22 protein-coding genes are annotated in these 25632 nt (G+C 68.8%); 7 read left to right on the forward strand and 15 right to left on the reverse strand.

Annotated features, from left to right (window positions below):
• Positions 1-861: an NAD-dependent protein deacetylase gene (locus VV02_RS17650; protein WP_052593600.1), complete on the reverse strand. Its 861-nt coding sequence runs from the start codon at positions 859-861 to the stop codon at positions 1-3.
• 114 nt (positions 862-975) lie between these two features.
• Here VV02_RS17650 and VV02_RS17655 point away from each other — a divergent pair, with 114 nt between their 5' ends.
• Entirely contained in the window at positions 976-1887 is a 912-nt protein-coding gene (locus tag VV02_RS17655; RefSeq protein ID WP_052593602.1) for a LysR family transcriptional regulator, read from the forward strand.
• A 7-nt stretch (positions 1888-1894) separates the two neighbouring features.
• Positions 1895-2818 (forward strand): AEC family transporter, encoded by a 924-nt coding sequence (locus VV02_RS17660; RefSeq protein ID WP_052593605.1) that lies wholly within the window; start codon positions 1895-1897, stop codon positions 2816-2818.
• Between the two features lie 24 nt (positions 2819-2842).
• Here the strand turns inward: VV02_RS17660 and VV02_RS17665 are convergent, their stop codons facing one another.
• The 7 genes from VV02_RS17665 to VV02_RS27205 all read right to left on the reverse strand — a co-directional run bounded on the left by VV02_RS17665 (position 2843) and on the right by VV02_RS27205 (position 12380).
• The gene (locus VV02_RS17665) at positions 2843-5200 is read right to left on the reverse strand and encodes a ComEC/Rec2 family competence protein (protein WP_052593606.1); all 2358 of its coding nucleotides are present in this window, start codon (positions 5198-5200) and stop codon (positions 2843-2845) included.
• A 4-nt stretch (positions 5201-5204) separates the two neighbouring features.
• A complete protein-coding gene (locus VV02_RS27200) occupies positions 5205-6203 on the reverse strand; it encodes a ComEA family DNA-binding protein (RefSeq protein ID WP_245633120.1) in 999 nt (332 codons plus the stop codon).
• A gap of 93 nt (positions 6204-6296) precedes the next feature.
• Positions 6297-7169: a DegV family protein gene (locus VV02_RS17675; RefSeq protein WP_245633121.1), complete on the reverse strand. Its 873-nt coding sequence runs from the start codon at positions 7167-7169 to the stop codon at positions 6297-6299.
• Positions 7170-7197: 28 nt separating this feature from the next.
• Positions 7198-10059 (reverse strand): leucine--tRNA ligase, encoded by a 2862-nt coding sequence (gene leuS, locus VV02_RS17680; RefSeq protein ID WP_052593610.1) that lies wholly within the window; start codon positions 10057-10059, stop codon positions 7198-7200.
• A 249-nt stretch (positions 10060-10308) separates the two neighbouring features.
• Positions 10309-10572, reverse strand: coding sequence for a 30S ribosomal protein S20 (gene rpsT, locus VV02_RS17685; protein ID WP_052593612.1), 264 nt, complete (start codon positions 10570-10572; stop codon positions 10309-10311).
• A 183-nt stretch (positions 10573-10755) separates the two neighbouring features.
• Positions 10756-11727, reverse strand: coding sequence for a DNA polymerase III subunit delta (gene holA / locus VV02_RS17690; protein ID WP_052593614.1), 972 nt, complete (start codon positions 11725-11727; stop codon positions 10756-10758).
• A complete protein-coding gene (locus tag VV02_RS27205; RefSeq protein ID WP_052593616.1) occupies positions 11724-12380 on the reverse strand; it encodes a phosphatase PAP2 family protein in 657 nt (218 codons plus the stop codon). The genes holA and VV02_RS27205 overlap by 4 nt, the downstream gene beginning before the upstream one ends.
• A gap of 50 nt (positions 12381-12430) precedes the next feature.
• On the opposite strand from VV02_RS27205, the gene VV02_RS17700 reads away from it, so the two are divergent.
• Positions 12431-12754, forward strand: a complete 324-nt coding sequence (locus tag VV02_RS17700; protein WP_052593618.1) for a nucleoside triphosphate pyrophosphohydrolase family protein — start codon at positions 12431-12433, stop codon at positions 12752-12754.
• Positions 12755-12947: 193 nt separating this feature from the next.
• Here the strand turns inward: VV02_RS17700 and VV02_RS17705 are convergent, their stop codons facing one another.
• The 3 genes from VV02_RS17705 to VV02_RS17715 form a co-directional block, all read right to left on the reverse strand.
• Positions 12948-15224: an ATP-dependent DNA helicase gene (locus VV02_RS17705; protein WP_052593621.1), complete on the reverse strand. Its 2277-nt coding sequence runs from the start codon at positions 15222-15224 to the stop codon at positions 12948-12950.
• Positions 15225-15290: 66 nt separating this feature from the next.
• Positions 15291-17933: an MGH1-like glycoside hydrolase domain-containing protein gene (locus tag VV02_RS17710; RefSeq protein WP_052593623.1), complete on the reverse strand. Its 2643-nt coding sequence runs from the start codon at positions 17931-17933 to the stop codon at positions 15291-15293.
• Positions 17917-18297, reverse strand: a complete 381-nt coding sequence (locus VV02_RS17715; RefSeq protein WP_052593625.1) for a MerR family transcriptional regulator — start codon at positions 18295-18297, stop codon at positions 17917-17919. The genes VV02_RS17710 and VV02_RS17715 overlap by 17 nt, the downstream gene beginning before the upstream one ends.
• 57 nt (positions 18298-18354) lie before the next feature.
• On the opposite strand from VV02_RS17715, the gene VV02_RS17720 reads away from it, so the two are divergent.
• From VV02_RS17720 to VV02_RS17730, 3 genes are read left to right on the forward strand one after another with little or no spacing between them, the layout of a single operon-like run.
• A complete protein-coding gene (locus VV02_RS17720) occupies positions 18355-18924 on the forward strand; it encodes an RBBP9/YdeN family alpha/beta hydrolase (protein ID WP_052593627.1) in 570 nt (189 codons plus the stop codon).
• A gap of 20 nt (positions 18925-18944) precedes the next feature.
• Positions 18945-19337: a MerR family transcriptional regulator gene (locus tag VV02_RS17725; RefSeq protein ID WP_083450256.1), complete on the forward strand. Its 393-nt coding sequence runs from the start codon at positions 18945-18947 to the stop codon at positions 19335-19337.
• Between the two features lie 36 nt (positions 19338-19373).
• Entirely contained in the window at positions 19374-20396 is a 1023-nt protein-coding gene (locus VV02_RS17730; RefSeq protein WP_052593629.1) for a zinc-binding dehydrogenase, read from the forward strand.
• Here VV02_RS17730 and hflX read toward each other — a convergent pair.
• From hflX to VV02_RS26470, 3 genes are all read right to left on the reverse strand, one after another.
• On the reverse strand, positions 20389-21858 hold the full coding sequence (hflX, locus tag VV02_RS17735) for a GTPase HflX (RefSeq protein ID WP_052593631.1): 1470 nt from the start codon (positions 21856-21858) through the stop codon (positions 20389-20391). The genes VV02_RS17730 and hflX overlap by 8 nt on opposite strands.
• A 90-nt stretch (positions 21859-21948) precedes the next feature.
• Positions 21949-22959: a CAP domain-containing protein gene (locus VV02_RS17740; protein ID WP_083450257.1), complete on the reverse strand. Its 1011-nt coding sequence runs from the start codon at positions 22957-22959 to the stop codon at positions 21949-21951.
• 168 nt (positions 22960-23127) lie between these two features.
• Entirely contained in the window at positions 23128-23457 is a 330-nt protein-coding gene (locus tag VV02_RS26470; RefSeq protein WP_245633122.1) for a CAP domain-containing protein, read from the reverse strand.
• A 31-nt stretch (positions 23458-23488) separates the two neighbouring features.
• On the opposite strand from VV02_RS26470, the gene VV02_RS26475 reads away from it, so the two are divergent.
• A complete protein-coding gene (locus VV02_RS26475) occupies positions 23489-23740 on the forward strand; it encodes a hypothetical protein (RefSeq protein WP_157063444.1) in 252 nt (83 codons plus the stop codon).
• A gap of 295 nt (positions 23741-24035) precedes the next feature.
• Here VV02_RS26475 and VV02_RS17750 read toward each other — a convergent pair whose 3' ends face one another.
• Positions 24036-25580 (reverse strand): alkaline phosphatase D family protein, encoded by a 1545-nt coding sequence (locus VV02_RS17750; protein WP_245633123.1) that lies wholly within the window; start codon positions 25578-25580, stop codon positions 24036-24038.
• Positions 25581-25632 lie beyond the last annotated feature (52 nt).

Genomic DNA, 25632 nt, shown 5'->3' on the forward strand with positions numbered 1-25632 from the left:
CTACTGAGGAAGTGCCTGCTCGAGATGGGTCAGCGTCTCTCCCAAGGGAGTCTCGATCTTGATCGTGGTCTCGGCTTCCCCGCGCGTACGACCGCGGGTGAGAACCGCGACCGGCAGGCCGAGGCGAGACGCACGTCGTACGAACCGATAGCCCGACATCACCATGAGCGAAGACCCGAGGACAAGCAGGCCATCCGACTGCTCGACCACACCAAAACACTTCTCCACCAACGGTTTTGGCACGGCCTCCCCGAACATCACCACGTCCGGCTTGAGCTTGTCCGAACCACACACGACGCAGGTCGCGACGCGAAAGGTCGAGACCAGCTCGTCAGGGAGTACGACGTCACCATCCGGTCGGATCTCACCGCCGACCTCGCGATCGAAGGTCGGATTCGCCTGGGTCAGCCGCTCGTCGATGACCTCGCGGTCGTAGCGTTCGCCGCACTGCATGCAGACGACGTGCGAGAGCGAGCCGTGCAGCTCGAGCACGTCGACCGAGCCGGCCTGCTGATGCAGCCCGTCGACGTTCTGAGTGATGACGGTGCCGAGCAGACCTCGGGCCTGCAGCCGAGCCACGACCTGATGACCGACGTTGGGTCGCGCGCCTTCAAAGCGTCGCCAGCCGACGTAGCTGCGCGCCCAGTAGCGCTGTCGGGCCTCCGGCGAGGCCAACAGCTCGGTGGCCGTCATCGGCGTGATGCGGCGTTCACCGTCGGGACCGCGGTAGTCAGGGATGCCCGACTCGGTGGACAGGCCGGCGCCGGTCAGCACGGACAGCCCACCCGCGGCGACGAGCCTGACCAGCTCGTCCCAGGTCGATGCGTCGACGTCCGGTGGTCGAGTCGTCGCCTCAGTCACACCAGCAGTATCCGGGACGTCTCCTGCTCACGGCGCTACGGGTCGCTGACCAGCGTGAATTACCGGACAGCGATGCGTTGGCAATATCGATAACACCAACTTATACTGGCGGGCATGATTGACGCTGCTGGCCTGCGCGTGATGCGCGCGATCTCCGATGAGGGCAGCTTCACCGCCGCAGCTGCCTCGCTGGGCTACTCCCAGCCAGCCATCTCCCAGATGGTGCGGCGACTCGAGGAGCGCACCGGCACGGTGCTGGTCGAGCGACTCGGCCGTACGGTCCGCCTCACCGAAGCCGGTCACATCCTTGCCCGGCATGCCGGACCGGTGCTGTCCGCTCTCGAGCTTGCGGAGGCAGAGGTCGCCGCCATCGCCGGGCTGCGTGCCGGGCGCGTACGGCTGATGGCCTTCCCGTCCTCCTCGTCGACCTTGGTGCCTCGTGCTCTCGCTCTGGTCAAGGAGCGATTCCCGGAGGTGCAGGTGACCTTCGCCGAGGCAGAGCCGCCGGAGTCCCTTGCCGCGCTGCGTGCCGGCGAGTGCGACCTCGCAGTGGCGTTCGCCTACGAGGGTGACGATCTCCCCCGTGGCGAAGAGGGCCTGGAGGCCTTCTCCATCCGCAAGCTCCTGGACGACGAGGTCCGTCTCGCGGTGTCCAAGAAGCATCCGCTCGCCGTGGCGGGCAAGGCCAAGCTGTCCGATCTGGCCGACGAGCAGTGGATCGCCGGCTGCCCTCGGTGTCGCGGCCACCTGCTCTCGCTCGCTGCGCGCGAAGGGTTCGTGCCCGAGGTCGCCTTCGAGACCGAGGACTACGTCGCGGTTCTCGGACTGGTTGCCGAGGGCCTCGGTGTCGCTCTGGTCCCAGACCTGATCCTCCGCTCAGCGAGCAACCCGGGCGTGGTGACGATGCCGATCGACCCGGCCAACCGTCGTACGGTCCTGGCCGTGACCACGCCTGACCTGCAACGGGTTCCGGCGGTCGAGGCCACCCTCGAGGCCTTGCACGAGGCCGCGCGCGCCACCTGCTGACCGCAGGATGCAGGGAGTTCTCCAAGGATTTGGGGTCATCGGGGCGGTCATCGCCGTCGGCTTCGTCCTCGCCCACACCGGTGTGCTCGACCAGGCCAGCCAGCTCATGCTCGCCCGTCTGGTGTTCTTCGTCGCGACGCCGTGCCTGCTGTTCACCCTGCTGCTGAAAGCAGATCTGCATCGGGTGTTCTCGGCAGGTCTGGTGGTCGCACTGGCCAGCGTGGTCTGTGCGGGCGGGATCTATCTGGTGCTGGCCCGGCTGGTGTTCCGCCGGGACGGCGCCGACACCGTGGTGGGCGTCTTGTGCTCGTCGTACGTCAACGCGGGCAACCTCGGGCTGCCGATCGCGGTGTACGTGCTCGGCAGCGGAGCGGCGATCGCACCGATTCTGCTCATGCAGCTGCTGGTCCTGACGCCGCTGTCCTTCGCGTTCTTGGACACCCTGACTTCCGGTCGGCGTCCATCGATCATGCGAGTCCTCTCGCAGCCGGCGCGCAATCCGGTGACCGTCGGCTGCTTCCTCGGTGTCGCCCTCGCCCTGACCGGGTGGGATCCACCCTCGATCGTCATCGATCCGGTCACCATGATCGGCGGAATCGCTGTGCCTGCAGCCCTTCTCGCGTACGGCGTCTCGCTGCGACTCGGTCCGCGACCGCTGTCCGGCGGCTCGGCCGGCGAGCTCGCCACAGTGGCGCTGCTCAAGGTCGCGGTGCAGCCGCTGGCGGCGTGGGCGATCGCGCGCCTCGCGTTCGGGATGAGTGGCAAGGACCTCCTCGCGGCCGTCATCGTCGCGAGCCTGCCGACCGCGCAGAACATCTTCGTCTACGCCACCCGCTACGGCCGCGCCGAGGTGCTCGCTCGCGATGCGATCTTCGTGACCACGGTCTCGTCAGTGCCGGTGCTGCTGGCCATCTCGGCTTTCCTCACCTGATCCTCGTCCGGGCCGCGTCGGACGTCAGCCCGGACGTGCGACCAGCGGCCGGCCACCCCTCACCACGACGGCGATCGCCCCACCGCGATCGGTGCGATAGACCGTCGAGCCGCTGTCTCGCAGCAAGGTCATGGTGCGCGGCGCAGGATGCCCGTAGTCGTTGTCGGCGCCGACACTGATCAGGGCGATCGGCGCGCTGATCGCCTTCATCAGCGACGGGTCCTGGTTGGCCGAGCCATGGTGAGCCACCTTGAGGACGCTCACGGGGCGGGACACCTGCTCACGGGCCAACGCTCGTCGGACCTGCGCCTGAGCCTCTCGCTCTGCGTCGCCCAGCAGGAGGATCCGGATGTCGGCAGTCTCGACGTCGAGTACGACGGAGGCGTTGTTCTGGACGGAGCCGGCGTGAATCTCTCTGGCAGGCCACAGGACTCGCGCTATCACGCCGGGCCAGCGCAGCTCGTCGCCGGCGATGAGCGCGCGCACCGGGACGCCATGCGCGGCCGCCGTTCGTTGGACCGACGGCTCCTGCGAGGGCTCCTCGTCCGCCGAGCTCGACTCGCCCGGTCGGTCATGGACAGAGGTCGTCAGGATTTCTCGGGTCGACCGTCCGTCCAGCGCTCCAGCGAGGCCGGCAACATGATCTGCGTGGAAGTGCGTCAGGACGACCGCGTCGAGAGTGGTGATCGCGAGCCGGTCCAGGCACGAGTCGATGAGAGCAGGGTCCGGGCCGGCATCGACCAGTACGCCCGAGTGCTCGCCCGTACGGAGCACTCCCCCATCGCCTTGCCCGACATCGCAGGCCACGTAGACCCACCCTTGCGGGGGCCAACCGAGTCCGGGCAGCGGAGTCCACGCAGCAAGCAACAGGACCGCGACGCCGGCCGCAACGGCCGGTCGCCGCAGAGCGCCGGCTACCAGCCACGGACCCAAGAACAGCAGGGCCAGCACCAGGCCGGCCAGGAGAAACGCACCCGGCGGACCGTCGGGCCACGGCAGAGTTCCGAGCGGAACACCTGCGAACACGTGCGCGATCTGGGCGATCCCCCATGCCGGAAGGCCCGCCAGCCAGGCGGGCACGACGGCCAGCGGACCGGCCCACGGCGCGATGGCGACGACCGCGACCCCGGCCAGCGTCGCCGGGGTGACCAGCGGTGCGGCCAGCAGATTCGCCGGAACGCCAACCACACTGACCGAGCCCTGCAGAAGCACGATGACCGGTGCGCACATGGCCTGCGCGGCGACCGGGATCGCGATCGCCTCCCCGAGCCACGACAGGCGCGACGGCAGGAACCGGGCGAACCACGCGCCCCAGGGGCGGGCGAACAGCACCAGTCCGAAAGTCGCCAGCACGGAGAGGGCGAAGCCGTAGGACGCGGCAAGCCACGGATCCACACACAGCAGCACCAGAACAGCACCGGCCAACGCCGGCGTCGCAGCACGCGGGCGTGACATCGAGGTGCCCAGCAACCCGACGACACCCATCGCCGAAGCCCGAACGACGCTCGGCTCCGGCCTGCACAGCATCACGAACAGCGCCAGCCCGAGCAGGCAGACCGGCAGTCGAGCGCGTCGGGGCACACGCAGCCAGCCGCACACCCACAGCACGGCCATCAGAACGACTGTGACATTGGTGCCACTGACAGCTGTCAGATGAGTCATGCCCGTCGCCCGCATGTCGTCGTCGAGCGCGGACGGCACCCGGCTCTTGTCGCCGATGACCAGCGCGGGCACCAACCCTCGCGGGTCGGCAGGGAGGTGATCGGTCGCCCGGCGGAGCGACGCTCGAAGATGCTCGACGGACCGGGTCAGGATGCTCGGCTGGCTGAGAATGGTTGGTGGCGAACGGGACTCGGCGATGGCCTCGACATCAGCGCCAGGCTCGGCCGGCGCCAGTCGGACGGTGGCGCGGACGCGCTGATGCCAAGTCACGTCGAGCCAGTGCTCGTCGCCGAAGAGCAGGATCGGTGTGCGCGGCGTGCTCTCCTGGCCCCGCCCGATGACCGAACGCACGGACAGGCGCACCATGACGAGCGTGCCCGGTCCCGGACGCCGGGACGCGACGGTGTGCGGGTCCGAGACCACCACTGCCTCGACCTGCGTCACCGCCCGCTGGGTCGCCAGACGCGGCACGGTCCCGGCCTGTCGAGTGGCCAGATGACCTGCCACGGCGACGGACACCAGTGCCGCGGCCGCACAGCACAGCCCGACCACGCGTACGGCCGTGCTCGGTCGTCGGCGATCGGCCCAGACCGCGCCCACCCCGAGGCCCAGCAGCACGACTGCAATGACCGCACCTTCGACCGGGCGACACCGCAGAGCAACGAGTGCCACCACCCAGGCAACCGCGGCCGGTACGAGCAGCCGGAAGTCGAGACCCATCCGGTCAGACACTCACCAGCGGGCGCAGCTGCTCCATGAGCTTGTCCCCGATGCCGCTGACCTCGCTCAGCTCTTCGACGCTGGTGAACCTGCCGTTCTCCGTGCGCCACTGCACGATGCGCTGCGCAATGACGGGACCGACACCAGGCAGCCCGTCGAGACCGGCCTCGTCAGCGGTGTTGAGGTTGACGGGACCGCCGGGTGCTGACGAGCCAGCACCGGCGACTGGCCCTCCCGCCGAGCCCGTGGACGCGGCACCCGGCACCGAGGCGGGCGGCGCCACCTGCTCGCCCGGCCGAGGAACGATGACCTGCTCACCGTCGACCACCGGACGGGCGAGGTTGACCCGCGCGAGATCAGCCTTCGCGGTCGCGCCGCCCGCCGCGGTGACGGCATCCTGCACGCGGGCACCGGCAGGCAACCGGACGACTCCGGGTCGTCGTACCTGGCCGACGACGTGCACCATCAGCTGGGTCGGTCCGGCCGAGGCAGTCGGTGCACCGCCTCCGGCGGTCCCTGGCAGCGTAGGACCGGGGGCCGCGCCGGTCCGGGAGGTGAGCGCGGCCGGCGTACCGCTGCCTGATGCAGACGGGAGCAACGTGCGCACCGGCTGCGGCTGCGCCATCGTGCGAACCCAGAGCATCCGCCCACCGAGGACGACGCCGGCCGCCACGACCAGGACCAGCACGGCGACGACCGCCAGTCGACTCGGACCGAGCTGGACATCCTGCAGGCTGCTCGGGGTGCGCACCAGAGGTGCGTGTGGTCGGATCGCCGCGTCCTCCCGCTCTCGCAGATGGCGGGCCCGGTCGATCGATGCCGTACTGCGCGATGGCTTCTCGGCGGGCGGCCGGCGTTCTCGATCCGCGGGGCGCTTCTTAGGGCGACGGTCGGTGAGGGCGGCCTCGTCCGGGATCCAGCCGCCACGGCGCGCGCGATCGACCTCGCCGAGCACGGCGGCCAGGCGATCAGGGGGCGGGTTGGAGGCACGGCGGTTGACCATGCGGGAGACGCTAGGGAGGTCGAGTCGACCCGCGCTGACTCATGCTCCCGCCCTGTGGACAACTCCGTCGGGGCGAGGGGATGTGGACAACCGCTACATGTGCGCGGCGCCGATCACCGGCGCGATCCCGGTTCGGGCGCTGGCCGCGACAGCCAGCATCCCCGGCCCGACGTGCGCACCGACCACCGCGCCCACCTCTACAAGGAGCACGCTGCGCGCTGTTGGGAGCCGGTCGCGCAGACGTTGCTGCAGATCTTTCGCGCGAGCCTCGGAGTCGAGATGGTGCACCGCGATGTCGATCCCCAGCGGAGCCTCCATCTCCTCGACGGCCGCAACCAGGCGCTCCTCCAGACGGGCCAGAGCCTTTGACGTCGTGCGCACTCTCTCGAGCGGCTCGATCTGTCCGTCGACCAGCTGCAACAACGGCTTGATCGACAGCGCCGAGCCGAGCAGGGCAGATGCCTTGCCGATACGCCCCCCGCGCCGGAGGTGCTCCAAGGTGTCGACGTAGAACATCGTCGTGCCGCTCAGGGCGCGGGTGCGAGCGGCCTCGACGACCTGGGCGGACGTCCCACCCGCGGCCGCGACCTGGGCCGCCGACATGGCGGCAAAACCCATCGCCATGCCGAGCGACCGCGAATCCACCACTGTCACCGGAACGGGCGAGTCCGTGGCCGCGAGCTGCGCCGAGGACACCGTCGCCGACATCGAACCCGAGATGTGGATCGAGACGATCTCGTCCGCGCCGTCAGCAGCAGCCTTCTCATAGATGTCGAGGAACTCACCCGCGGACGGCTTGGAGGTCGACACCGGCCGGAAGGCCCTCAGCGCATCGGCGACCTCAGCCGTACCGATCTCGCGTCCTTCGGCGTACGAGCGGCCGGCAACGACCACGTGGAGGGGTACGACGGCGATCCGCAGGGCGTCCGTGATCTCCGACGGCAGGTACGCCGTCGAGTCGGTCACGACCGCCACACTCACGTCAGCACGCCCTTCAGCCGGCGACGATATTGACCAGCTTGGGCGCGCGCACGATGACCTTGCGAATCTGCTTGTCTCCCAAGAAGTCCAGCACCTTCTGACTCTCGCGAGCCAGCCGCTCCAGGTCCTGCTCCGTGATCGACGGAGAGACCTCAAGGCGGTCGCGCACCTTGCCCTGGACCTGCACGACACACGTGACGGTGTCGTCGACGAGCAGGGCCGGGTCGGCTGTCGGGAATGGCTCGAACGTCAGCGAGTCGGCGTGACCCAGCCGTGACCAGAGTTCTTCGGCGATGTGCGGAGCCAGCGGTGCGACCATCTGCACCAGCGGCTCCATGACCGCGCGCGAAGGCACCTCCGCCTTGGTGACCGCGTTGTTGAGCTCGATCAGCTTGGCGACGGTCGTGTTGAACTGGAGGCCTTCGTAGTCGGCCCGGACACCGTCAATGGTCTTGTGCAGCAAGCGATTCAGCGCGTCGTCGGGCGCGTCATCGACCACCCGGACCTCGCCGGTCTCCTCATCGACCACGTTGCGCCACAGCCGCTGCAGGAAGCGCTGAGATCCGACGATCGCGCGCGTCTCCCATGGCCGCGACTGGTCCAGCGGACCCATCGACATCTCGTAGACCCGGAATGTGTCCGCGCCGTACTCGTCGGCCATCTCATCGGGCGTCACGACGTTCTTGAGCGACTTACCCATCTTGCCGTACTCACGGGCGACGGGCTTGCCCTGCCAGGTGTACGTCGTCCCGTCCGGGCCGGCGACTTCCTCCACCTCAGCGGCCGGCACCGGCTGCCCACGGTGGTCGCGGAAGGCGTACGCCTGCACGTAGCCGTGAATGAACAGCCGGCGGAACGGCTCCTCCGAGGACACGTGACCCAGGTCGTAGAGCACCTTGTGCCAGAAACGGGCGTAGAGCAGGTGCAGCACCGCGTGCTCGGGTCCGCCGACGTAGAGGTCGACGCCCCCCGGATCGTCGGCGACGCCAGCGCCGCTGCCCTGCTGCTTGCCCATCCAGTAGTGCTCGACCTCGGGGTCCACGAACCGCTCGGTGTTGGCCGGGTCGGTGTATCGCAGTTCGTACCAACAGGATCCGGCCCAGTTGGGCATCGTGTCGGTCTCGCGGCGGTAGGTCTGCGGGCCGTCCCCCAGGTCCATCTCGACCTCGACCCACTCCTCCGCACGCGACAGCGGTGACTCGGGTCGCGCGTTCGCGTCATCGGGCTCGTACGTCTTCGGGGAGTAGTCGGCGACCTCAGGCAGCTCCACCGGCAGCATCGAGTCCGGCAGCGCGTGCGCCACGCCGGCCTCGTCGTAGACGATCGGGAACGGCTCGCCCCAGTAGCGCTGCCGGCTGAACAGCCAGTCGCGCAGCTTGTAGGTGACCGTGCCCCGACCGACACCATCGGCCTCCAGGAGCGCGATGACTGCGTCCTTCGCGTCCTCGATCTCCTTGCCGTCCAACGAGATTCGCTCATTGGAGGAGTTGATGATCGGGCCGGCGCCGGTGAACGCGGCGTCCTCGTCGTGGCCCTCGGTCGGCTGCACCGTACGGAGGTAAGGCAGGTCGTACTTGTTGGCGTAGTCCCAGTCTCGCGGGTCCTCGCCCGGCACGGCCATGATCGCGCCGGTGCCATAGCCCATCATCACGTAGTCGGCGATGAAGACCGGAACGCGTTCTCCTGTCACAGGATTCGTCGCAAACACACCGGTGAAGACGCCCGTCTTGGCCTTGTCATCCGTCTGGCGCTCGAGGTCACTCTTGCGCATGGCCGCACGCTGGTACGCCGTCACGGCCGTTTTGGGGTCGGGCGCGCCATCCGTCCACGCGTCCTTGGTGCCCTCGGGCCAGGCATCCGGCATCACGGCCGCAACCAGGGGGTGCTCGGGCGCCAGCACCATGAACGTCGCACCGAAGATCGTGTCGGGTCGGGTCGTGAAGACCTCGATGCCCGCGTCGGAACCTTCGACGGCGAACGTGATCGAGGCGCCGTGCGAGCGGCCGATCCAGTTGCGCTGCATGAGCTTGATGGACTCGGTCCAGTCGACCCGGTCCAGGTCATCGGTCAGCCGGTCGGCATAGGCGGTGATGCGCATCATCCACTGGGACAGGTTGCGCTGGAAGACCGGCATGTCTCCGCGCTCGGTCAGCCCCTCGTTGGTGACCTCCTCGTTGGCCACGACCGTGCCCAGACCAGGAGCCCAGTTGACCGGGACCTCCTTCTTGTACGCCAGGCGCCGGCTGTCGACGGCCTCCCGCCGCTCGGCGTCGCTCAGGTCTGCCCACGGACGCCCGTCGGGAGTCGCGACCGAGCCCTTCTCGTACGCCATCAGCAGCTCGGCGATGGGCCGCGCCTTGCCCGCGGACTCGTCGTACCAGGCATTGAAGATCTGCAGGAAGATCCACTGCGTCCAGCGGTAGAACCCGGGGTCGATGGTGGCGACCTTGCGGCGCTTGTCGTGCGACAGACCCAGCTGACGCAGCTGCCGCGTGAAGGTGACGATGTTGTCCTCGGTCGTCTTGCGCGGGTGCTGTCCGGTCTGGACCGCGTGCTGCTCCGCCGGCAGGCCGAAGGCGTCGAAGCCCTGCGTGTAGAGGACGTTCTTGCCGGTCGTGCGCTGGTAGCGCGCGCAGACGTCCGTGGCGACGAACGGCAGCGGGTGGCCGACGTGCAGACCCGCGCCGCTGGGGTAAGGGAACATGTCCTGGACCATGAACTTCTGGCGCCCTGCGACCGCATCCGGGTCCGCCCACGGACCGGCCGGATTGGGCGCCTCGAAGGTGGCGTCCTGCTCCCACCGGTCCTGCCAGCGTCGCTCGATCTCGCCGGCCAGCGCGGCGGTGTAGCGGTGCTGGTGCTCTTGCTCAGCCATGTGTGTCCCTCGTGCTTGAAGTAGCAGTGCCGCCCCGGACTCGTGACATGAAAGAACCCCTCACATGGAGGGGTTGGCCGCGTTGATGTCCGACTAGATCAACGCGGCTGAATAAGGAGCAGCAGCTGCTTCATCTTTCAAGCCTAGCGCAGCCCGATATGACCGCTGCAGGGCGACGCCGCGCCGCACCTTCCGGAGGGCAACGAAAAGGCCGCCGCCCGAGGGCAGCGGCCGTGATCGTGCTCTCGGTCAGGAGAGGCTGCTGAGCTTCTTGGCCATAGCCGACTTCTTGTTGGCGGCCTGGTTCTTGTGAATGACGCCCTTGGTGACGGCCTTGTCCAGCTTCTGGGAAGCCGTCTGCAGCGCGGTCTCGGCCGTCGCCTTGTCACCGGCGTCCGCAGCCTCGCGGAACTTGCGGATCCAGGTGCGCAGCTCGGACTTGTGGGCCTTGTTGCGCTCGGTGCGGATCGCGTTGGTCTTGATCCGCTTCATCTGCGACTTGATGTTTGCCACGAAAACTCTCTTCTTGGTCGGACTGGCTCTGTCATGAGGGCGACAGACGCGGTTCGGGATGGGGCGTGGGGACACCCGGCGAAGAACCGCGTGTGTGGTGGTGCTGACGTGCGCGCACGACCAGAGCGCGCACGCAAGGGGCAAATCTACCAGCGGCGCGGCGCCCTGACCAAAACGGGCGGCTCAGGCCGAGGCAGCCCCTGCTTCTCCCGCACGCTCGCGAGTGATGTCGAGGATGGCGCGCTCCACGGCGTAGACCGGGTCGCGGCCGCCACCCTTGACCTCGAAGTCAGCCGCCGCGACGGCCTGGATGGCGCGACCGAGGCGGTCACCGTCCCAGCCACGAGCAGCCGCGCGTGCTCGGTCGATCTGCCAGGGCGCCATGCTCAGCTGCTTGGCCAGGTCGGCCGAACGGCCACGGCCGGCGCTCGCGACCCGCGCCACCTGGCGCAGCTGGCTGGCGAGCACGGCCACGATCGGCACCGGGTCGAGACCGGCCGCCAACGCGTGCCGCAGCAGCCGCAAGGCCTCCGCGGTGTCGCCGGCGACGGCCGCGTCAGCGACCCGGAAGCCGGTCGCCTCGACCTTGCCACCGTGGTAGCGCTCCACGGTCGATGCGTCGATGAGCCCGGTCGTGTCGTCCATGAGCTGCTGACACGCCTGGGCCAGCTCGCTCAGGTCCTTGCCGACGGCCTCCAGGAGCGCCCGCACCGCCTCGGGCGCGATCTTGCGGCCGTTGCTGCGGAACTCGTTGCTGACGAAGGCGCTCTTGTCGCGATCGGACTTGATGGCGGGCGCCTCGATGACGCGCGCCCGCGCCTTCTTGAGGGCATCGAGCGCCTTCTTGCCCCGGTTGCCGGACTTGTGGGTGACGATCACGACGGCGTCGCTGCCCTGGGCCAGGATCGTCAGCAGATCCTCGATGAGGGCGTCGGTCCCCTCGTCCAGGTCACGCACCACGACGACCTTGCTGCCACCGAACAGGCTCGGGCTCACGTGGACCTGCAAGGCGCCGGGTTCGTACGCAGCACCCTCGAGCCGGATGACCTCGGCCTCGGGGTCCTGCTCGCGGACGGCATCCAACGTGCTGGTCAAGGCGCGCTCGGCGAGCACGTGCTCGGGGCCGGAGATCAGGACGAAGGGAGGGACGCTCACGCGCCCAAGAGTGCCATCCGCTGCTGACGGTCGCGTTCGAGGGAAGTCTCGTAGCTCTTGCTGCGCACCGCCGCCAGCATGAGCAGCACGGCGCCAACGGCGAAGAACGGCGCCGCGACCACGTTGGCCAGGTAGTCGGCGCCCACGATCATCCGGCTCGCCGCGACGATCATCACGACGGGTACGCCGATCGCCAGGGCCGGCCATCGACGGCGGCCGCTCATGGACATCACCGTGTAGGCGGCGGCTGTCAGGGAGGTGGCGATGGCGACATGCCCACTCGGGAACCTGTCCACGCCGTTCAGCGGGGCGAGGGCGTGCAGGTCGGCGCTCGTCGGACTGGGTCGTTCGAAGATCACCTTGGCGACCGTCACGGCGAGCCAACCCGTGAAGAAGACGGCCACGCCGGTCAAACAGATGCGGTGCGACCCCAGACCGAGCGCGGCCGTGGAGACGATGAGCACGCTCACCAGACCGCCCGGTGGGCCCAAGGTGAAGTCGAGGACGGCGCCGGTCTGTCCGACCCAGTGCGGCCGGTGGGCGGCGAGCGTCTCGGCCAGGGCGCGCTCCCCGGTGTGCTCCGGACCGAAGAACCGGACCAGCACGCCCAGCACCGCGCCGAATGACAGCAGGACAAGACCCTCTGTCGCCATACGCCGTCTCATGGGTGCCCCCAGCCGCCGCTACTCGCGAGGATAGGAGCATGGATCTCGAACAGCTGATACGCCGCGCTGTCGGCGTGGCGGACCTCTACGACAGGCTCAACCTTCAAGAGCGCGGGCGCGCGTGGACGACTGAACAGCTGGCGCTCGGCTTCGTCGGTGATGTCGGCGACCTCGCGAAGCTGGTCATGGCCGACGCCGGAACCCGCGACATCGAGGACCACCGGGACCTGCTCGGCCACGAGCTGGCCGACTGCCTCTGGTCGGTGCTCGTGATCGCGGCGCGCAGTGGGATCGACCTGGAGCAGGAGTTCGATCGGTGTATGTCGATGCTGACGGAGCACATCGACGGCCGGTTGAGGTGACCGTCGAGCGCAACGCACGACCGTCAGCCGTCCTCGCGGCGCTCGGGCACGGACTGCCCCGACGCCTCACCCATCACGATCGCCCGCGCCATGTGGCGCAGCGCATCCATCAGTCCCATGTTTCCCCCTCGGCCCCGGCCGATACCACAGAGACTACGACGAACGCCGCGTTTTGCAAGGACCCCAGACCGGGCTAGCTCACATCCAGCTCCAGTCGTACGCCGAGGCTTGCCGCGCGAGCTGTGACCTCCTCGGGCGACTGGTCGAGGTGGTCGGCCAGCTCGGCGACGGTGAGGCCCATGTCCGCCGCATCGCGGAGCTCCTCGTCGTCCTCCGTGGACCACGTTCGACCCGCCACCTGAGGTTCCTCCGGTGCCGGCTCCGGCTCCGGCTCCGCTGTGAGTGCGGGAGCCGGCGCGGGTGCGGGTGCGGGAGCCGGCGCTGGCGCCGGCTCTGGTGTCGCCATGGTCGCGTCGCTGCGAGCCCCCTTCACACCGCGCAGGGCGGGCAGGTCGACGGGCACCACATCGGGCGCTGTCTCATCGAGCCGCTTCAGTGCCTGCAGCACCAGCGCGCGGTCCGTGGTCGGCCAGAACGGTGGCAACGACTTCTGCAGGAAGCCCGCGTAGCGGGCCGTGATCATCCGGGAGTCGAGGAAGGCGACGACCCCACGATCGGAGGACCGGCGTACGAGACGTCCGGCTCCCTGAGCCAGCCGGAGTGCCGCGTGGGTCGCCGACACGGCCATGAACCCGTTGCCGCCCATCCGCGCGATCGCCTGTGAGCGAGCGGAGGCCAGCGGGTCATCCGGTCGGGGGAACGGGATGCGGTCGATGATGACCAACTGGCACGCCGAGCCGGGCACGTCGACGCCCTGCCACAGCGACATCGTCCCGAACAGGCAGGTGCGCGCGTCGGAGGCGAACTGGCGCACCAGCGTCGCGGTCTGGTCATCGCCCTGGCAGAGCACGGGGATGTCGTCACCGAGCCGCTGCCGCATCTCCTCGGCGGCCGCCTTAGCAGCACGTGTCGAGGAGAACAGGCCGAGCGTGCGGCCGCCTGCAGCGCGTACCAAGGTCTCGATCTCGTCGAACGACTGGGGCGACGTGCCGTCTCGCCCAGGCGGCGGGAGGTGCTGCGCGACGTAGGCGATCGCCTGGCTCGGGTAGTCGAACGGTGAGCCCACATCCAGGCCGGTCCACGACGGACCGCCCTCGCCGCGCAGGCCGAGCTGGCCGGCCACCGCGTCGAAGGACCCGCCGAGCTCAAGGGTGGCGGACGTCATCACGACGGTGCGATCGCCGAAGATCTTGTCGCGCAGCAGCATGGCCACGCTCATCGGCGCGACGCGCAGGATCGGGCCGCGCCGCGGGTCGATCGAGACCCACGCGACATCGAGATCGCGCTCCTCCAGGAGCCGCTCGGCGTTGTCGAAGATCTCATCGACCGCCGCGCGCGCCACCTGACGGGCACCGTCGTTGTCGGCCGGAGTAGGCGGCTTGATGTCGGTCTGCACGCCCCGGGCCGCGTCGCGCACCCGGGTGAGAGCGAGCGCGAGCGTGTCGGGCACGCCCATCAGCCGGCCCTCGGCCAAACCCGCCATGATCTGCCCGAGGAACTCACCGGCGTCGGTGAGCTGTGTCGTATCGCCTAGTCTGCCAACCCTTTTGGCGGCAGCCGTGACCATGCCCTGCGTCATCTCGTCAGTGATCGTGGACGTGACACGGTCGACCAGCTCGTGCGCCTCGTCGACCACGAGAAGGTCGTGGTCTGGCAGCATCTGACGGCCCTCGAACGAGTCGATGGCCATGAACGAGTGGTTGGTCACGACGACGTCGACGTCCTTGGCCGCACTGCGCGCCTGCTCGACGAAGCACTCCCCCACCATCGGGCACTTCTGGCCGAGGCACTCGTGAGCCGACACCGAGACCTGTCGCCAGGCGCGCTCGGAGACACCCGGAACCAGCTCGTCCCGGTCGCCGGACTCGGTCTCGTCGGCCCACTCGCGCAGCCGGGTGATCTCCTGACCGAGCCGTCCGGCGGCGCGGTCGACGTCGCCCACGGACAGGAGGCCGTCCTCCTCGTCGTCGGGGTAGCCGCCCGCCAGCTTGTTCTTGCACAGGTAGTTGCGACGGCCCTTGACCAGCGCGTACGACGGCCGCCGCCCCAACGCGGTCTGCAGCGCCTCGGCGACCCGGGGCATGTCGCGGTCGACCACCTGGGCCTGCAGCGCAAGCGTGGCGGTCGCCACGATCGCGGGCTTGCCTGTCTCGAAGGCGTGCTGCACCGCGGGCACGAGGTAGGCCAGGGACTTGCCCGTGCCGGTGCCGGCCTGGACGAGCAGATGGTCACCGGACTTCACCGCGTCCGCCACAGCCTGGGCCATCTGGCTCTGGCCAGGCCGCTCGCTGCCGCCGACACCTTCGACGGCGCGATGCAGCAGGGACTCGAGCGGAACGGCAGAAGGCATTGCCTCAGCCTAGGCGGGAGCGGGCGTCGTCGTACGCCGGTGGCGCGGTCCTGGGGACAACCCGGATCACTCGTGCTCAGCGGGGTGGCAGATCAGGTGGGCCACCATGGCCGTCCACCCGGTCTGGTGCGAGGCGCCGAGGCCCGCACCGGTGTCACCGTGGAAGTACTCGCTGAACGTCGGGTGCGCCTGCCACAGGTCTCCGGTCGGCACATGGCGTGGGTCGCCCGGTCGACGACCGTCCTCGCCCGCCCGGAACATCCGGACGAGACGCTGCTCGAGGTCGGTGACGATCTCCCGCAGCGGCACGTGGTTGCCGGAGCCCGTGGGGTACTCGATCTCGAGCTCGCGTCCGAGATCCGTCGCGTAGGTCCGCAAGGCGTCGGTCAGCAGGACGTTGACGGGGAACCAGACCGGCCCGCGCCAGTTCGAGTTGCCACCGAACAGACCACTCTGCGCCTCCCCCGGTGCGTACGCGATTGGGAGCGACGAACCTTCCAGGTCGATGTTGATGCCGTCCCGATAGATGGCAGACAACGAGCGAATCCCATAGGGAGACAGGAACTCTCGCTCATCCAGCATGCGGGTGAGGATGCGCGTGAGGCGCTCCGGGGTGAGGAGCGAGAGCGTGGTGTCCGGCTGGCCGTCGTACTCGCTGTGCACGACCGCGTCGGTCAGCTCAGGACGCCGCTTGAGCAGCCATTGCATGCGCGAGGTGTAGTCCGGCAGCTCCTGCGGCACCCAGTCCGGCTCGACGGCGACAGCCATCAGCGGCAGCAGCCCGACCATGGAGCGGACCGGCACCTGCGAGCCAGAGCCGTCGTCGTCCACAACTGCGTCGTAGAAGAATCCGTCCTCGTCGTTCCAGAGCGAGATGTTGTTGGTACCAAAGGATTCCATCGCCTCAGCGATCGACAGGAAGTGCTCCAGGAACTTCGTCGCGGCTTCGTCCCAGGCTCGGTCGACACGCGCGAGCTCCCACGCGATGCGCAGCATGTTGAGGCAGAAGAACGCCATCCAGCTGGTCGCGTCCGACTGCTCCAGCCGGTGCCCGTCGGGCAGTGGCTGCGACCGGTCGAACGGGCCGACGTTGTCCATCCCGAGGAAGCCGCCCTCGAAGAGGTTGGAGCCGTCGGAGTCCTTGCGGTTGACCCACCAGCCGAAGTTGAGCATCAGCTTGCTGAAGACCCGGATCAGGAAGTCGTTGTCCTGAGCGCCGTCGAGCTGGTAGACCCGCCAGACCGCCCAGGCGTGAACCGGCGGGTTGACGTCGGAGAAGTTCCACTCGTACGCCGGCAGCTGGCCGTTGGGGTGCATCGCCCACTCGCGGCACATCAGGACGAGCTGTTCCTTCGCGAACGCCGGGTCGACGTGTGCGAGCGCGACGCAGTGGAACGCCAGGTCCCACGACGCGAACCACGGGTACTCCCACTCGTCGGGCATCGAGATGATGTCCGCCAGCGAGAGCGTCTGCCACTCCGTGTTGCGGCCCTTGGGCTGGGCGGCCAGGCGCTCGGGCGGTGGCGGCGGCTGTGCCGGGTCGCCCTCCAGCCACTGCCGGATGTCGTAGCGGAACAGCTGCTTGCACCACAGCAGCCCGGCGAAGGCACGGCGAGCGACCGTCCGGTCCTCGTCTGAGACATCAGCGGGTACGACCGTGGCGTAGAAAGCGTCGGCATCCGCTTGTCGGCCGCTCACGATCTCGTCGGCTCCATCGAGGCCGGCGTCGCCCTGGTCGTCGCGGGTGAGGCGGAGCGTGACCGTCACGGTCTCGCCCGGCTGCACCGCGTCGTAGTGCCACCAGAACGCCGCCTTCGTCCCGACGTGGGTGGCGAGCAACGACTCGTCCCCGTGGACCACCGCGCGATTGATGGCGTCCTTCGGGTGAGCCGGATCCTCCCCCTCGACCCCGAACGTCGCGGACACGTTGGTCTCGTTGTCGCACAACAGAACTCGTGCGCCGTCGCTCGCGCTCATCCGGTAGTGACCGAGCCAGTCGTGCTCGATCTCCACCCCGCCCTCGACCGCACGGATCGTGGGTCGCCGGTCGTCCCGACCCCAGCTCCAGGTGTTGCGGAACCACACGTGCGGGAGCAGGTCCAACGGAGCCGCATCAGGACCGTGGTTGGTGGCCTCGAGACGGACGACGACGTCGTACGGGTTGGCCTTGGCGTGCGTGACCGTCACGTCGAAGAACCGGTTGCCGTCGAGGATGCCGGTGTCGGCGAGCTCAAGCTCGTCGTCGCCGAAGCCGCGGCGGCCGTTCTCCTCGACCAGCTGCTGGTAAGGAAAGGCCGCCTGCGGGTAGCGGTAGAGGTACTGCGCGTACGAGTGGGTCGGCGTGGCGTCGAGGTGCCACCAGTACTCCTTGGCGTCCTCGCCGTGGTTGCCCTGGGCGTTGGTGAGCCCGAACAGCCGCTCCTTGAGCCGGTCGTCCTGACCGTTCCACATCGCGACCGCGACGTTGAGGAAGCCGTAGCGGTCGGTCAGCCCCGCGATCCCGTCCTCGCCCCAGCGGTAGGCGCGGGTGTGCGCGTGGTCGAACGGGAAGGACTCCCAGGCGTTGCCGTCCGCGGAGTAGTCCTCCCGGACGGTCCCCCACTGGCGACCGGAGACGTACGGTCCCCACAGTCTCCAGGGGTCGAGGTCGCCCGGCGACTCGGCCAGGCGGGCGTGCTCAGCGGTCAGGTGGTCAGCAGGTTCGCTCACAGAACGGCACTCTATTGATCGGATCGACGATCAGGGTCAGCGCGCGCCGTTGCTCATCGAGTGCGACCTGCTCCCGATCGAAGCGCTCGACGAGCTGGTCCAGCTCTGCGCGAAGATCGGGACACATCTCGAGATACGTTCGCTCCTCGCCCAGCCGGGCACACTCAAGGTAGCGGCCGATGACCGTGGTCCCGAGCCCGGCGCTGATCATGGCTTGGATCTGGCCGACGCGGACGACATCCCTCGCTTCGAACTCGCGATATCCCGCGCTCGTGCGATGCGGCTGCAGGAGGCCGCGGTCCTCGTAGTGGCGCAATGCACGGGGGCTGACTCCCGTCACCGTCGCCAGCTCACCGATCAGCACACTGCACCTCTCAATCCCTTGACCTTCACACCAGCGTCAACCTCTAGCGTCGCCGCCGTGAACAGGACAACCGCACGACGCGCGACGATCATCCATGGGTACGCGGCGACGCCGAACGACCACTGGTTCGCCTGGCTCGCCGACGAGTTCGAAGCCATCGGCGTCTCCACGAACGTCCCCGAGCTGCCCGACCCGGCACAGCCGAACGCCGATCGATGGGCCGAGACTGTGGCCTCGACGCTCGAATCAGTTGACCACGACACGATTCTCGTCGCCCACAGTCTCGGGTGCGTCACCACACTTCGGTATCTGGCAGACCTGCACGGCGACTGGACACTCGGCACTCTCATCCTCGTTGCTGGCTTCCTCGAACCGCTTCCTGCCCTTCCAGAGCTCGACGCATTCATCGCCGACGGCCTCGAGGTCAGCGCGTTGGCTGCGCACATCGACCGGATCGTCGTGCTGCGCTCCGACGCCGACCCGTACGTGCCGGTCGAGCACACCGATCGACTCGCCGCACGTCTCGGCGTACAGGCTCACCTCGTCGCTGGAGCAGGACACTTCCTCGCCAGCGACGGCATCGTCGAGCTTCCGGAGGCTCTTCACCCGGTACGTTGCGTTCGCTGACCAGGAAGATCACGCCGAGGATGCGCGTTGGACGAGTAGTGAAAATCGGTCAGGCTGCTCATGCCAGCGGTGTGAGCCCGCGGTCGCTGCGGTTCTACGAGGACATGGGTCTCATCGTCCCGGGACGTTGCGCCAACGGGTATCGCGACTACTGCACCACCACACTCGATCGCGTGGTCGTCATTCGGTCGCTGCTGGAGTCAGGCCTGCCCGTGCGCCTCATCAAAGGTGCCCTGCCCCGCAACCCCCTCGATCCGGCCGGCGCCGAGCTCGCCGCGCGCGCTGAGATCCGTCAAGAGGTCGAGGCCTATCGCGATCGGCTGGCCGCACGCATCGCTGCTCTCACGACTCAGCACGCGGCGCTCGAGCAATACCTGTGTGCCGCGGACGACGTCGAGTGTCACCGGACTTGACCTTGACATCAGTGTGAGGCTCGTACGGTCCCGGGCATGGAGAACGACAACCGGACCCGTGCCGCGAAACCGCAGATGTACGCCCTCGTCCAGGGCTCGACGCGTGGCCCACTGGACCTCGTCCTGACGGCCGATCAGCCTCGTCCTGAGGTGGGACCCCGGGAGTACCTCATCAGGGTCGGCGCAGCGGGTGTGAACTTCGCCGACGTCATGCAGACCCACGGGACCTACGCCGGTGGCCCGCGCCCACCGTACGTCGCGGGCTTCGAGGCAGCCGGTCAGATCGTCGGCGTCGGTCCGGAGGTCCAGGACGCACTACCCATCGGCACTCTCGTCATCGGTGCCGGACCCGGTGCGTTCGCGGAGTACATGGTGATGCCAGCGGCCGGTGCGCTGCCCATTCCTGCGGGCTGGTCCGAGACGGAGGCTCTGGGTCTCGTCCTGAACTGGGGAACCGCGCTGGCGGCTCTGCGACCGCTCGGCGCCGTGACACCCGGTGAGGTGGTGCTCGTCCATGCCGCTGCTGGCGGCGTCGGTCAGGCGGCGGTCCGGCTGGCACGCCACTACGGCGCAACGGTCATCGCGACCGCCTCCACGCACAAGCATCCGGTCGTCACCGCCCTCGGCGCCCATCACGTCGTGGATCCCGCGCGTCCTGATCTGACCGAGGAGATCATGCGGCTCACGGGTGGCGTCGACCTCGTCCTGGAGTCGGTCGGGCGGACGACGTTCGAGACAAGCCTCTCGGTGACGAAGGCGTTCACCGGACGCGTCGTCGTCTTCGGCGCCGCGTCCGGTGATGCCGCCGTCACGACCGACGACCTCGTCTTCCGCCATCAGGTGCAGCTCAAGGGCCTGCACATCGGGGCGCTCGCCGCGACGGCACCCGCGATCTATCGTGCTCTGCTCGAGGAGCTCGAGCAGCTGATCACGCAGGGTGTCTATCAGCCCGGCACACCGCAGATCCATCCCCTGTCAGCGGGGCCTGCAGTCCTTGAGGAGCTCAAGGCCTCTCGGACGCACGGCAAGCACGCCCTCGATCCGCGACGGCTCAGCTGACGGCGTACGACGCCAGGTCGGCCTGCAGGGTCGGCGTCACCTTGGCATGCACCAGGGTGCCCTCGTCCTGGTGCTCGGTGCTGAGGATCTCGCCCTCGTCGTGCAGCCGGCTGAGCAGGTCACCGCGGTCGTACGGGAGCACAACCTCGACCTGGATGTCAGGCCGCGGCAGCTCGCGGGCGATCAGCTCCTGGAGCTGCTCGAAGCCCTCGCCGGTGCGAGCGGACACCGCGATGCTGTGCTTCTCGGCACGGAGCAGCCGGTCCACGACGTCGGGCAGGGCCAGGTCGGCCTTGTTGACGACGATGACTTCCTTGACCGCGTCGCCGCCGACCTCCGCCATGACCGCGCGGACGGCGCTGATCTGTGACTCGGGGTCGGGGTGACTGCCGTCGACCACGTGCAGGACGAGATCGGCGTCGCCGACCTCTTCCAAGGTCGAACGGAACGCCTCGATCAGCTGATGCGGCAGGTTGGCGACGAAGCCCACCGTGTCGGTCAGCGTGAACAGTCGGCCGTCCGTGGTCTCCGACCGACGCACGGTCGGGTCGAGGGTGGCGAACAGCTGGTTCTCGACGAGCACACCTGCACCGGTCAGACGGTTGAGCAGCGAGGACTTGCCAGCGTTGGTGTAACCGGCGATGGCAACGCTCGGCACATGGTGTGCCTTGCGGCTGTGGCGCTTGGTGTCGCGAGAGGTCTTCATCTGCGCAATCTCCTTGCGCAGCTTGGCCATTCGACTGTTGATCCGTCGCCGGTCGAGCTCGATCTTGGTCTCACCAGGACCACGCGAACCCATGCCCTGGCCGCCTGCGGCCTGACCACCGGCCTGCCGGGACATCGACTCACCCCAACCACGCAACCGCGGGAGCAGGTAGCTGAGCTGGGCCAGCTCGACCTGAGCCTTGCCCTCCTTGGACTTGGCGTGCTGGGCGAAGATGTCGAGAATCAGGGCCGTCCGGTCGATCACCTTGACCTTGACGACATCCTCCAGCGCGCGGCGCTGGCTCGGAGCGAGCTCGGTGTCGGCGATGACCGTGTCCGCGCCCTCGTCGATCACGATGTCGCGCAGCTCCTGGGCCTTACCGGAGCCCATCCAGGTGCCGGGGTCGGGACGGCTGCGCCGCTGGAGCACACCGGCCAGCACGGTCGAACCGGCCGTCTCGGCAAGAGCGGACAGCTCACGCAGGGAGTTCTCGGCCTCCTCTGCGGTGCCGTCGGTCCAGACGCCGGCCAGCACGACCCGCTCCAGGCGGAGCTGGCGGTACTCGACCTCGGTGACGTCCTCGAGCTCGGTGGACAGTCCCTCGACGCGTCGGAGCGCGGCACGCTCCTGTCGGTCGAGCTGCTCACCGTCGACGTCGTCGATCAGGAAGCCGGCCTCGTCGTAGCGAGGATCGGTGTCGGAGCCGTCGGACAAAGCCTCGGCGCGGGTGCTGAGCAAGTGATCACGTGTCGTCATGTTCTCCCTAGAGTCGCAAAAGAGAACGCTGTGCGCGAGACCTTTATGCCGATGCGAGCCTCGTCATGGCGCTCGCATGGGGATCTACGGCTAGGAGATGCCGAAGTCCTGGACCCAGACACCTGACCCGAGGCGCGGTGAGACCTCGCCCGGGTAGAAGCCCACACCGATGCGGTTGAGGCCGCAGTTCAGGATGGCTGCGCGGTGCCCCAGGCTGTTCATCCAGGCCTTGACGACCGCTGTCGGCGTGTCTTGACCGGCAGCAAGGTTCTCGGCGGCGGGGAGGCCGGCATAGCCGGCGTCGTCCATCCGGGCGTACGCACTTCTGCCGTCACGGCTGAAGTGCGAGAAGTAGTGGCGCATCGCCATGTCCTTGGAGTGCGCGAGTGCGGCGCGACTGAGCGCCGGGTCCGCCTGCAGCGGGTCACAGCCACGCTTGTCGCGCTCGATGTTGGTCAGCCGCAGCACCTCGGCGACCGCTTGGCCGATCCGCGGGGGCACCGGTGCAGGCGGGGTCGACGGCGGGTCGCCCGGCTTCCGCGGCTTAGGCGTCGACGACGGTGAAGGTTTGGCGGTGACGGTCGGGCTCGGCAGTGGCGGCCAGGTGGGCAGCGGCGCCGTGGGCGGCGCGGTCGGGAGCGGCAGACCGGGCACGCTCGGCTCCCCCGACGGGGCGGGGGCCCCGGGCAGGCCCGACAACGGGCCGAGGGTCACTCCGGCGCCGGACGTCCGCAGCGGACTGCCGACGGTCGACTTCCCCCTGGGGGTGCTGCCCGCAGTGCCCGACGTGGAGGGTGCCGGGGTCGCGCTGGGCGGCTCACCAGGTGCCGGGCCCCCGAGCTCGTGCTGCGCCGTGAGCGTGGCCCCGCCGGACGGCGCCGAGGAGGCCGGGCGTTCAGGGCCCGGTGTGGCGCTCGTGGCGTGCCTGATCTCGTCGGCCTGCACGCGAGGCGTGCCCACGCCGCCGAACCGCAACCACACCAAAGCACTCGCGGTCGCGACCGCGATGAGGAGGGCCGGGATCAGCAGCGCCAGCCGACGCCGTGCGTTGCGAGCCGATAGTGCTCGTGCTTCTGCTCGTGTCGACAATGGTTCGCTCATGCTCCGCTTTGACCCCTCGCCCCTGATCGTGCTGGATACCCGGGGCACGTTACCGGCGCCGAGATCAAAGGTGTGGATATGCCGTCGCCATCTTGCGAGCGAATTCTGTACGCATGAGTAGGAATTCACATTCACACGTCAATGACAACGCTGCCATAAGGCGCTATATCACTTCGTGCCGAAGTCCTGCACCCAAGATCCGCCCCCATAAGCCGGGTCGACTTTCCCCGGGTGATAACCGACGCCGAGCCGATTGAGGTCGCAGTTCAGGATGTTGGCGCGGTGTCCGGGGCTCTTCATCCACGAGTCCATCACGGCGGCCGGATCGGACTGACCCGCGGCGATGTTCTCCCAGCCGCCTTGCCCGGCGAACCCGGCGTCCTCTGAGCGCGTCTGCGCCGAGGAGCCATCGAGTCCGGTGTGCGAGAAGTAGGTGTGGTCGACCATGTCCTTCGCGTGGCTGTACGCCGCCGCCCCGAGCTGGGGGTCAGCCGTCACCGGTCCACAACCATGGTCTCGGCGGGCGTCGTTGACCAGACGCACCACGGCCGCCGCGTACGGCCCTCCGCCGCCACCGCCACCGGTCGGCGAGGGCGACGACGAGCTCGACGGGTCGCCCGTCGACGATCGCGACGTCGAGCTCCGGCCCGAGCTGGTCGACGAGCGTGACCTCAGCACTGGGCGTGCACTCTCTGCCTGCGGAATCCGGACGGTGGTCGTCGTCGGCGCGGGCGTCGAGGTCGGGCCAGACGCCGACGACGTGGTCCCCGGCGACGTCTGAGAGGCCTCGTCCGAGGTGGCTGCAGTAGTGCTCGACGGCGCGGTGGACGCGGCGCCGACATCATCTGTGCCCTTCGAGAGCACCCCTGAAGCGAGGGCTCCAGCGCCGGCTCCGAGGAGTGCAAGGACGACGAGCGCCGTCCCGATCGTGCGTTGTCTCGCTGCGGTTCGCGTGTGCCGGCCTTGTCGTGCGCGCTGGCGTTCGCCCATGTGTCCGATGCCGTTCCCTTGCCTGCTTAGGTCACGAACAGGTTACGGGCTCTGCGCCTCGACCGCTGGCGGTCTCGGACAGTCCGTCAGCTCGACTGCGGCTGCAGGTCCTTCGACCACAGCACCTCACCGGCGATGTCGCGCAGGCTCGCGGTCAACAGGCCGGACTCATCGATCGCCACGTGGCCGAAGAAGTGCGCCTTGCCCGAACGAGGCGACTGGTTGGCGTAGGACGCGCCCTTGGCGAAGACCACCTCTGGACCGAAGGTCGCGTCCATCGGGCTCGGCGCGAAGGCACCGGCCGAGATCGGCCCCGCCACCAGCTCCCAGAACGGGTCGAAGTCGGAGAACGCCGCGTGTGCGGGGTCGTAGTGATGGGCCGCGGTGTAGTGCACGTCCGCCGTCACCCAGAGCACGTTGCGCACTCCGTGCCGCTTGATCTGCTGCAGCAGGTAGGCGAGCTCGAGCTCGCGACCGAGTGGCTTGCCGGGATCACGGTTGGCGATGCTCTCCTGGTTGACCTCGCCATCGGGCACGATGACGCCGAGCGGCAGGTCGGCAGCGATGACCTTCCAGGTCGCCTTTGAGCGTCGCAGCTCCCGGATGAGCCACTCGGTCTGCTCATTGCCGAAGATCGCCGTGCGGTGCTTCTCCAGCCCTGCGGTGTTGGGGCTCTTGAACGTCCGCATGTCGAGGCAGAAGACGTCGAGGTGGCGACCGCGAGTCACCTTGCGATAGATGCGGTTTCGGCCATCAGCCGTACGCCGGCCGCGCGCGTCCGCCTCACCGATCGGCTGCCACTCACGCCACGCCTGCTTGGCTCGCCCGGCCAGCACATCGACTCGCCGCTCGGTGTAGCGCGGGTCGTCCAGGATCTCGCCTGGGTACCAATTGTTCAGCGTCTCGTGGTCATCCCACTGCGCGAGGAGCGGCACGTCGGCGTACATCGCCCGGATGTTGGTGTCGGTCATGTTGTAGCGGTGCCGACCGCGGTACTGGCCGAGCGTCTGGGCGACCTCGGTGATCTCCGGGATCACGACGTTGCGCCAGACCTGCCCGTCCGGCTCGGTGACGCTCTCGGCGATCGGTCCGTCGGCATAGATCGTGTCGCCGGAGTGGATCATGAAGTCGGGCCGCAGCTCGTGCATCGTGCGGTAGCCGACCATGCCGCCCAGATCGGGATTGATGCCCCAGCCCTGACCTGCGGTGTCGCCGGTCCACACGAAGGACTGCGCACCGCGCATCGGTGCGGTGCGGAAGTGCGCCGTGCCGGACTCGCCGAGGTGACCGTCCTTGCCCTCGAAGGCGAGGCGGACGTCGTACTCCTCGCCCGCACGTAGGCCGTGCAGGGCGAGCCTGGCGGTGTGGTCGGTGTCCGGTGTGGCCCAGGGTCCGCGCACCACGCGGCGCGAGCGGCCGCGGCCGTACTCCGCGACGAGTCGACCGACACGGTCGGAGCGCGCCCAGACCACACCGCTGCCCGTGGTGACGTCACCGGACATCACGCCGTGGGTCAGCGCGGGTCGGCCGGACACGACGAGGGACGCGGCAGACGCGGGTCGCGCGCCGAGGGCAGCGACGCCCGCTCCCGCGATCGCCGAGGTCAGGACGGGTACGCCGAGTGAGGTCAACCATGACTGGAGCCTGACGGGCCGTGATGGCCGGTGAGCGTGCCCCTCGTGA

It is taken from the genome of Luteipulveratus mongoliensis (assembly GCF_001190945.1).
In the GTDB taxonomy this organism is placed as follows: Bacteria; Actinomycetota; Actinomycetes; order Actinomycetales; family Dermatophilaceae; genus Luteipulveratus; species Luteipulveratus mongoliensis.

Coding starts and splice junctions, on each gene's coding strand:
- VV02_RS17725 (WP_083450256.1), top strand. CDS start 18,945: ATGCGCGTTGGACGAGTAGTGAAAATCGGTCAGGCTGCTCATGCCAGC.
- VV02_RS17655 (WP_052593602.1), top strand. CDS start 976: ATGATTGACGCTGCTGGCCTGCGCGTGATGCGCGCGATCTCCGATGAG.
- hflX (WP_052593631.1), bottom strand. CDS start 21,858: ATGACGACACGTGATCACTTGCTCAGCACCCGCGCCGAGGCTTTGTCC.
- VV02_RS17700 (WP_052593618.1), top strand. CDS start 12,431: ATGGATCTCGAACAGCTGATACGCCGCGCTGTCGGCGTGGCGGACCTC.
- VV02_RS27200 (WP_245633120.1), bottom strand. CDS start 6,203: ATGGTCAACCGCCGTGCCTCCAACCCGCCCCCTGATCGCCTGGCCGCC.
- leuS (WP_052593610.1), bottom strand. CDS start 10,059: ATGGCTGAGCAAGAGCACCAGCACCGCTACACCGCCGCGCTGGCCGGC.
- VV02_RS17705 (WP_052593621.1), bottom strand. CDS start 15,224: ATGCCTTCTGCCGTTCCGCTCGAGTCCCTGCTGCATCGCGCCGTCGAA.
- VV02_RS17740 (WP_083450257.1), bottom strand. CDS start 22,959: ATGAGCGAACCATTGTCGACACGAGCAGAAGCACGAGCACTATCGGCT.
- VV02_RS27205 (WP_052593616.1), bottom strand. CDS start 12,380: ATGGCGACAGAGGGTCTTGTCCTGCTGTCATTCGGCGCGGTGCTGGGC.
- VV02_RS17665 (WP_052593606.1), bottom strand. CDS start 5,200: ATGGGTCTCGACTTCCGGCTGCTCGTACCGGCCGCGGTTGCCTGGGTG.
- VV02_RS17660 (WP_052593605.1), top strand. CDS start 1,895: ATGCAGGGAGTTCTCCAAGGATTTGGGGTCATCGGGGCGGTCATCGCC.
- VV02_RS17730 (WP_052593629.1), top strand. CDS start 19,374: ATGGAGAACGACAACCGGACCCGTGCCGCGAAACCGCAGATGTACGCC.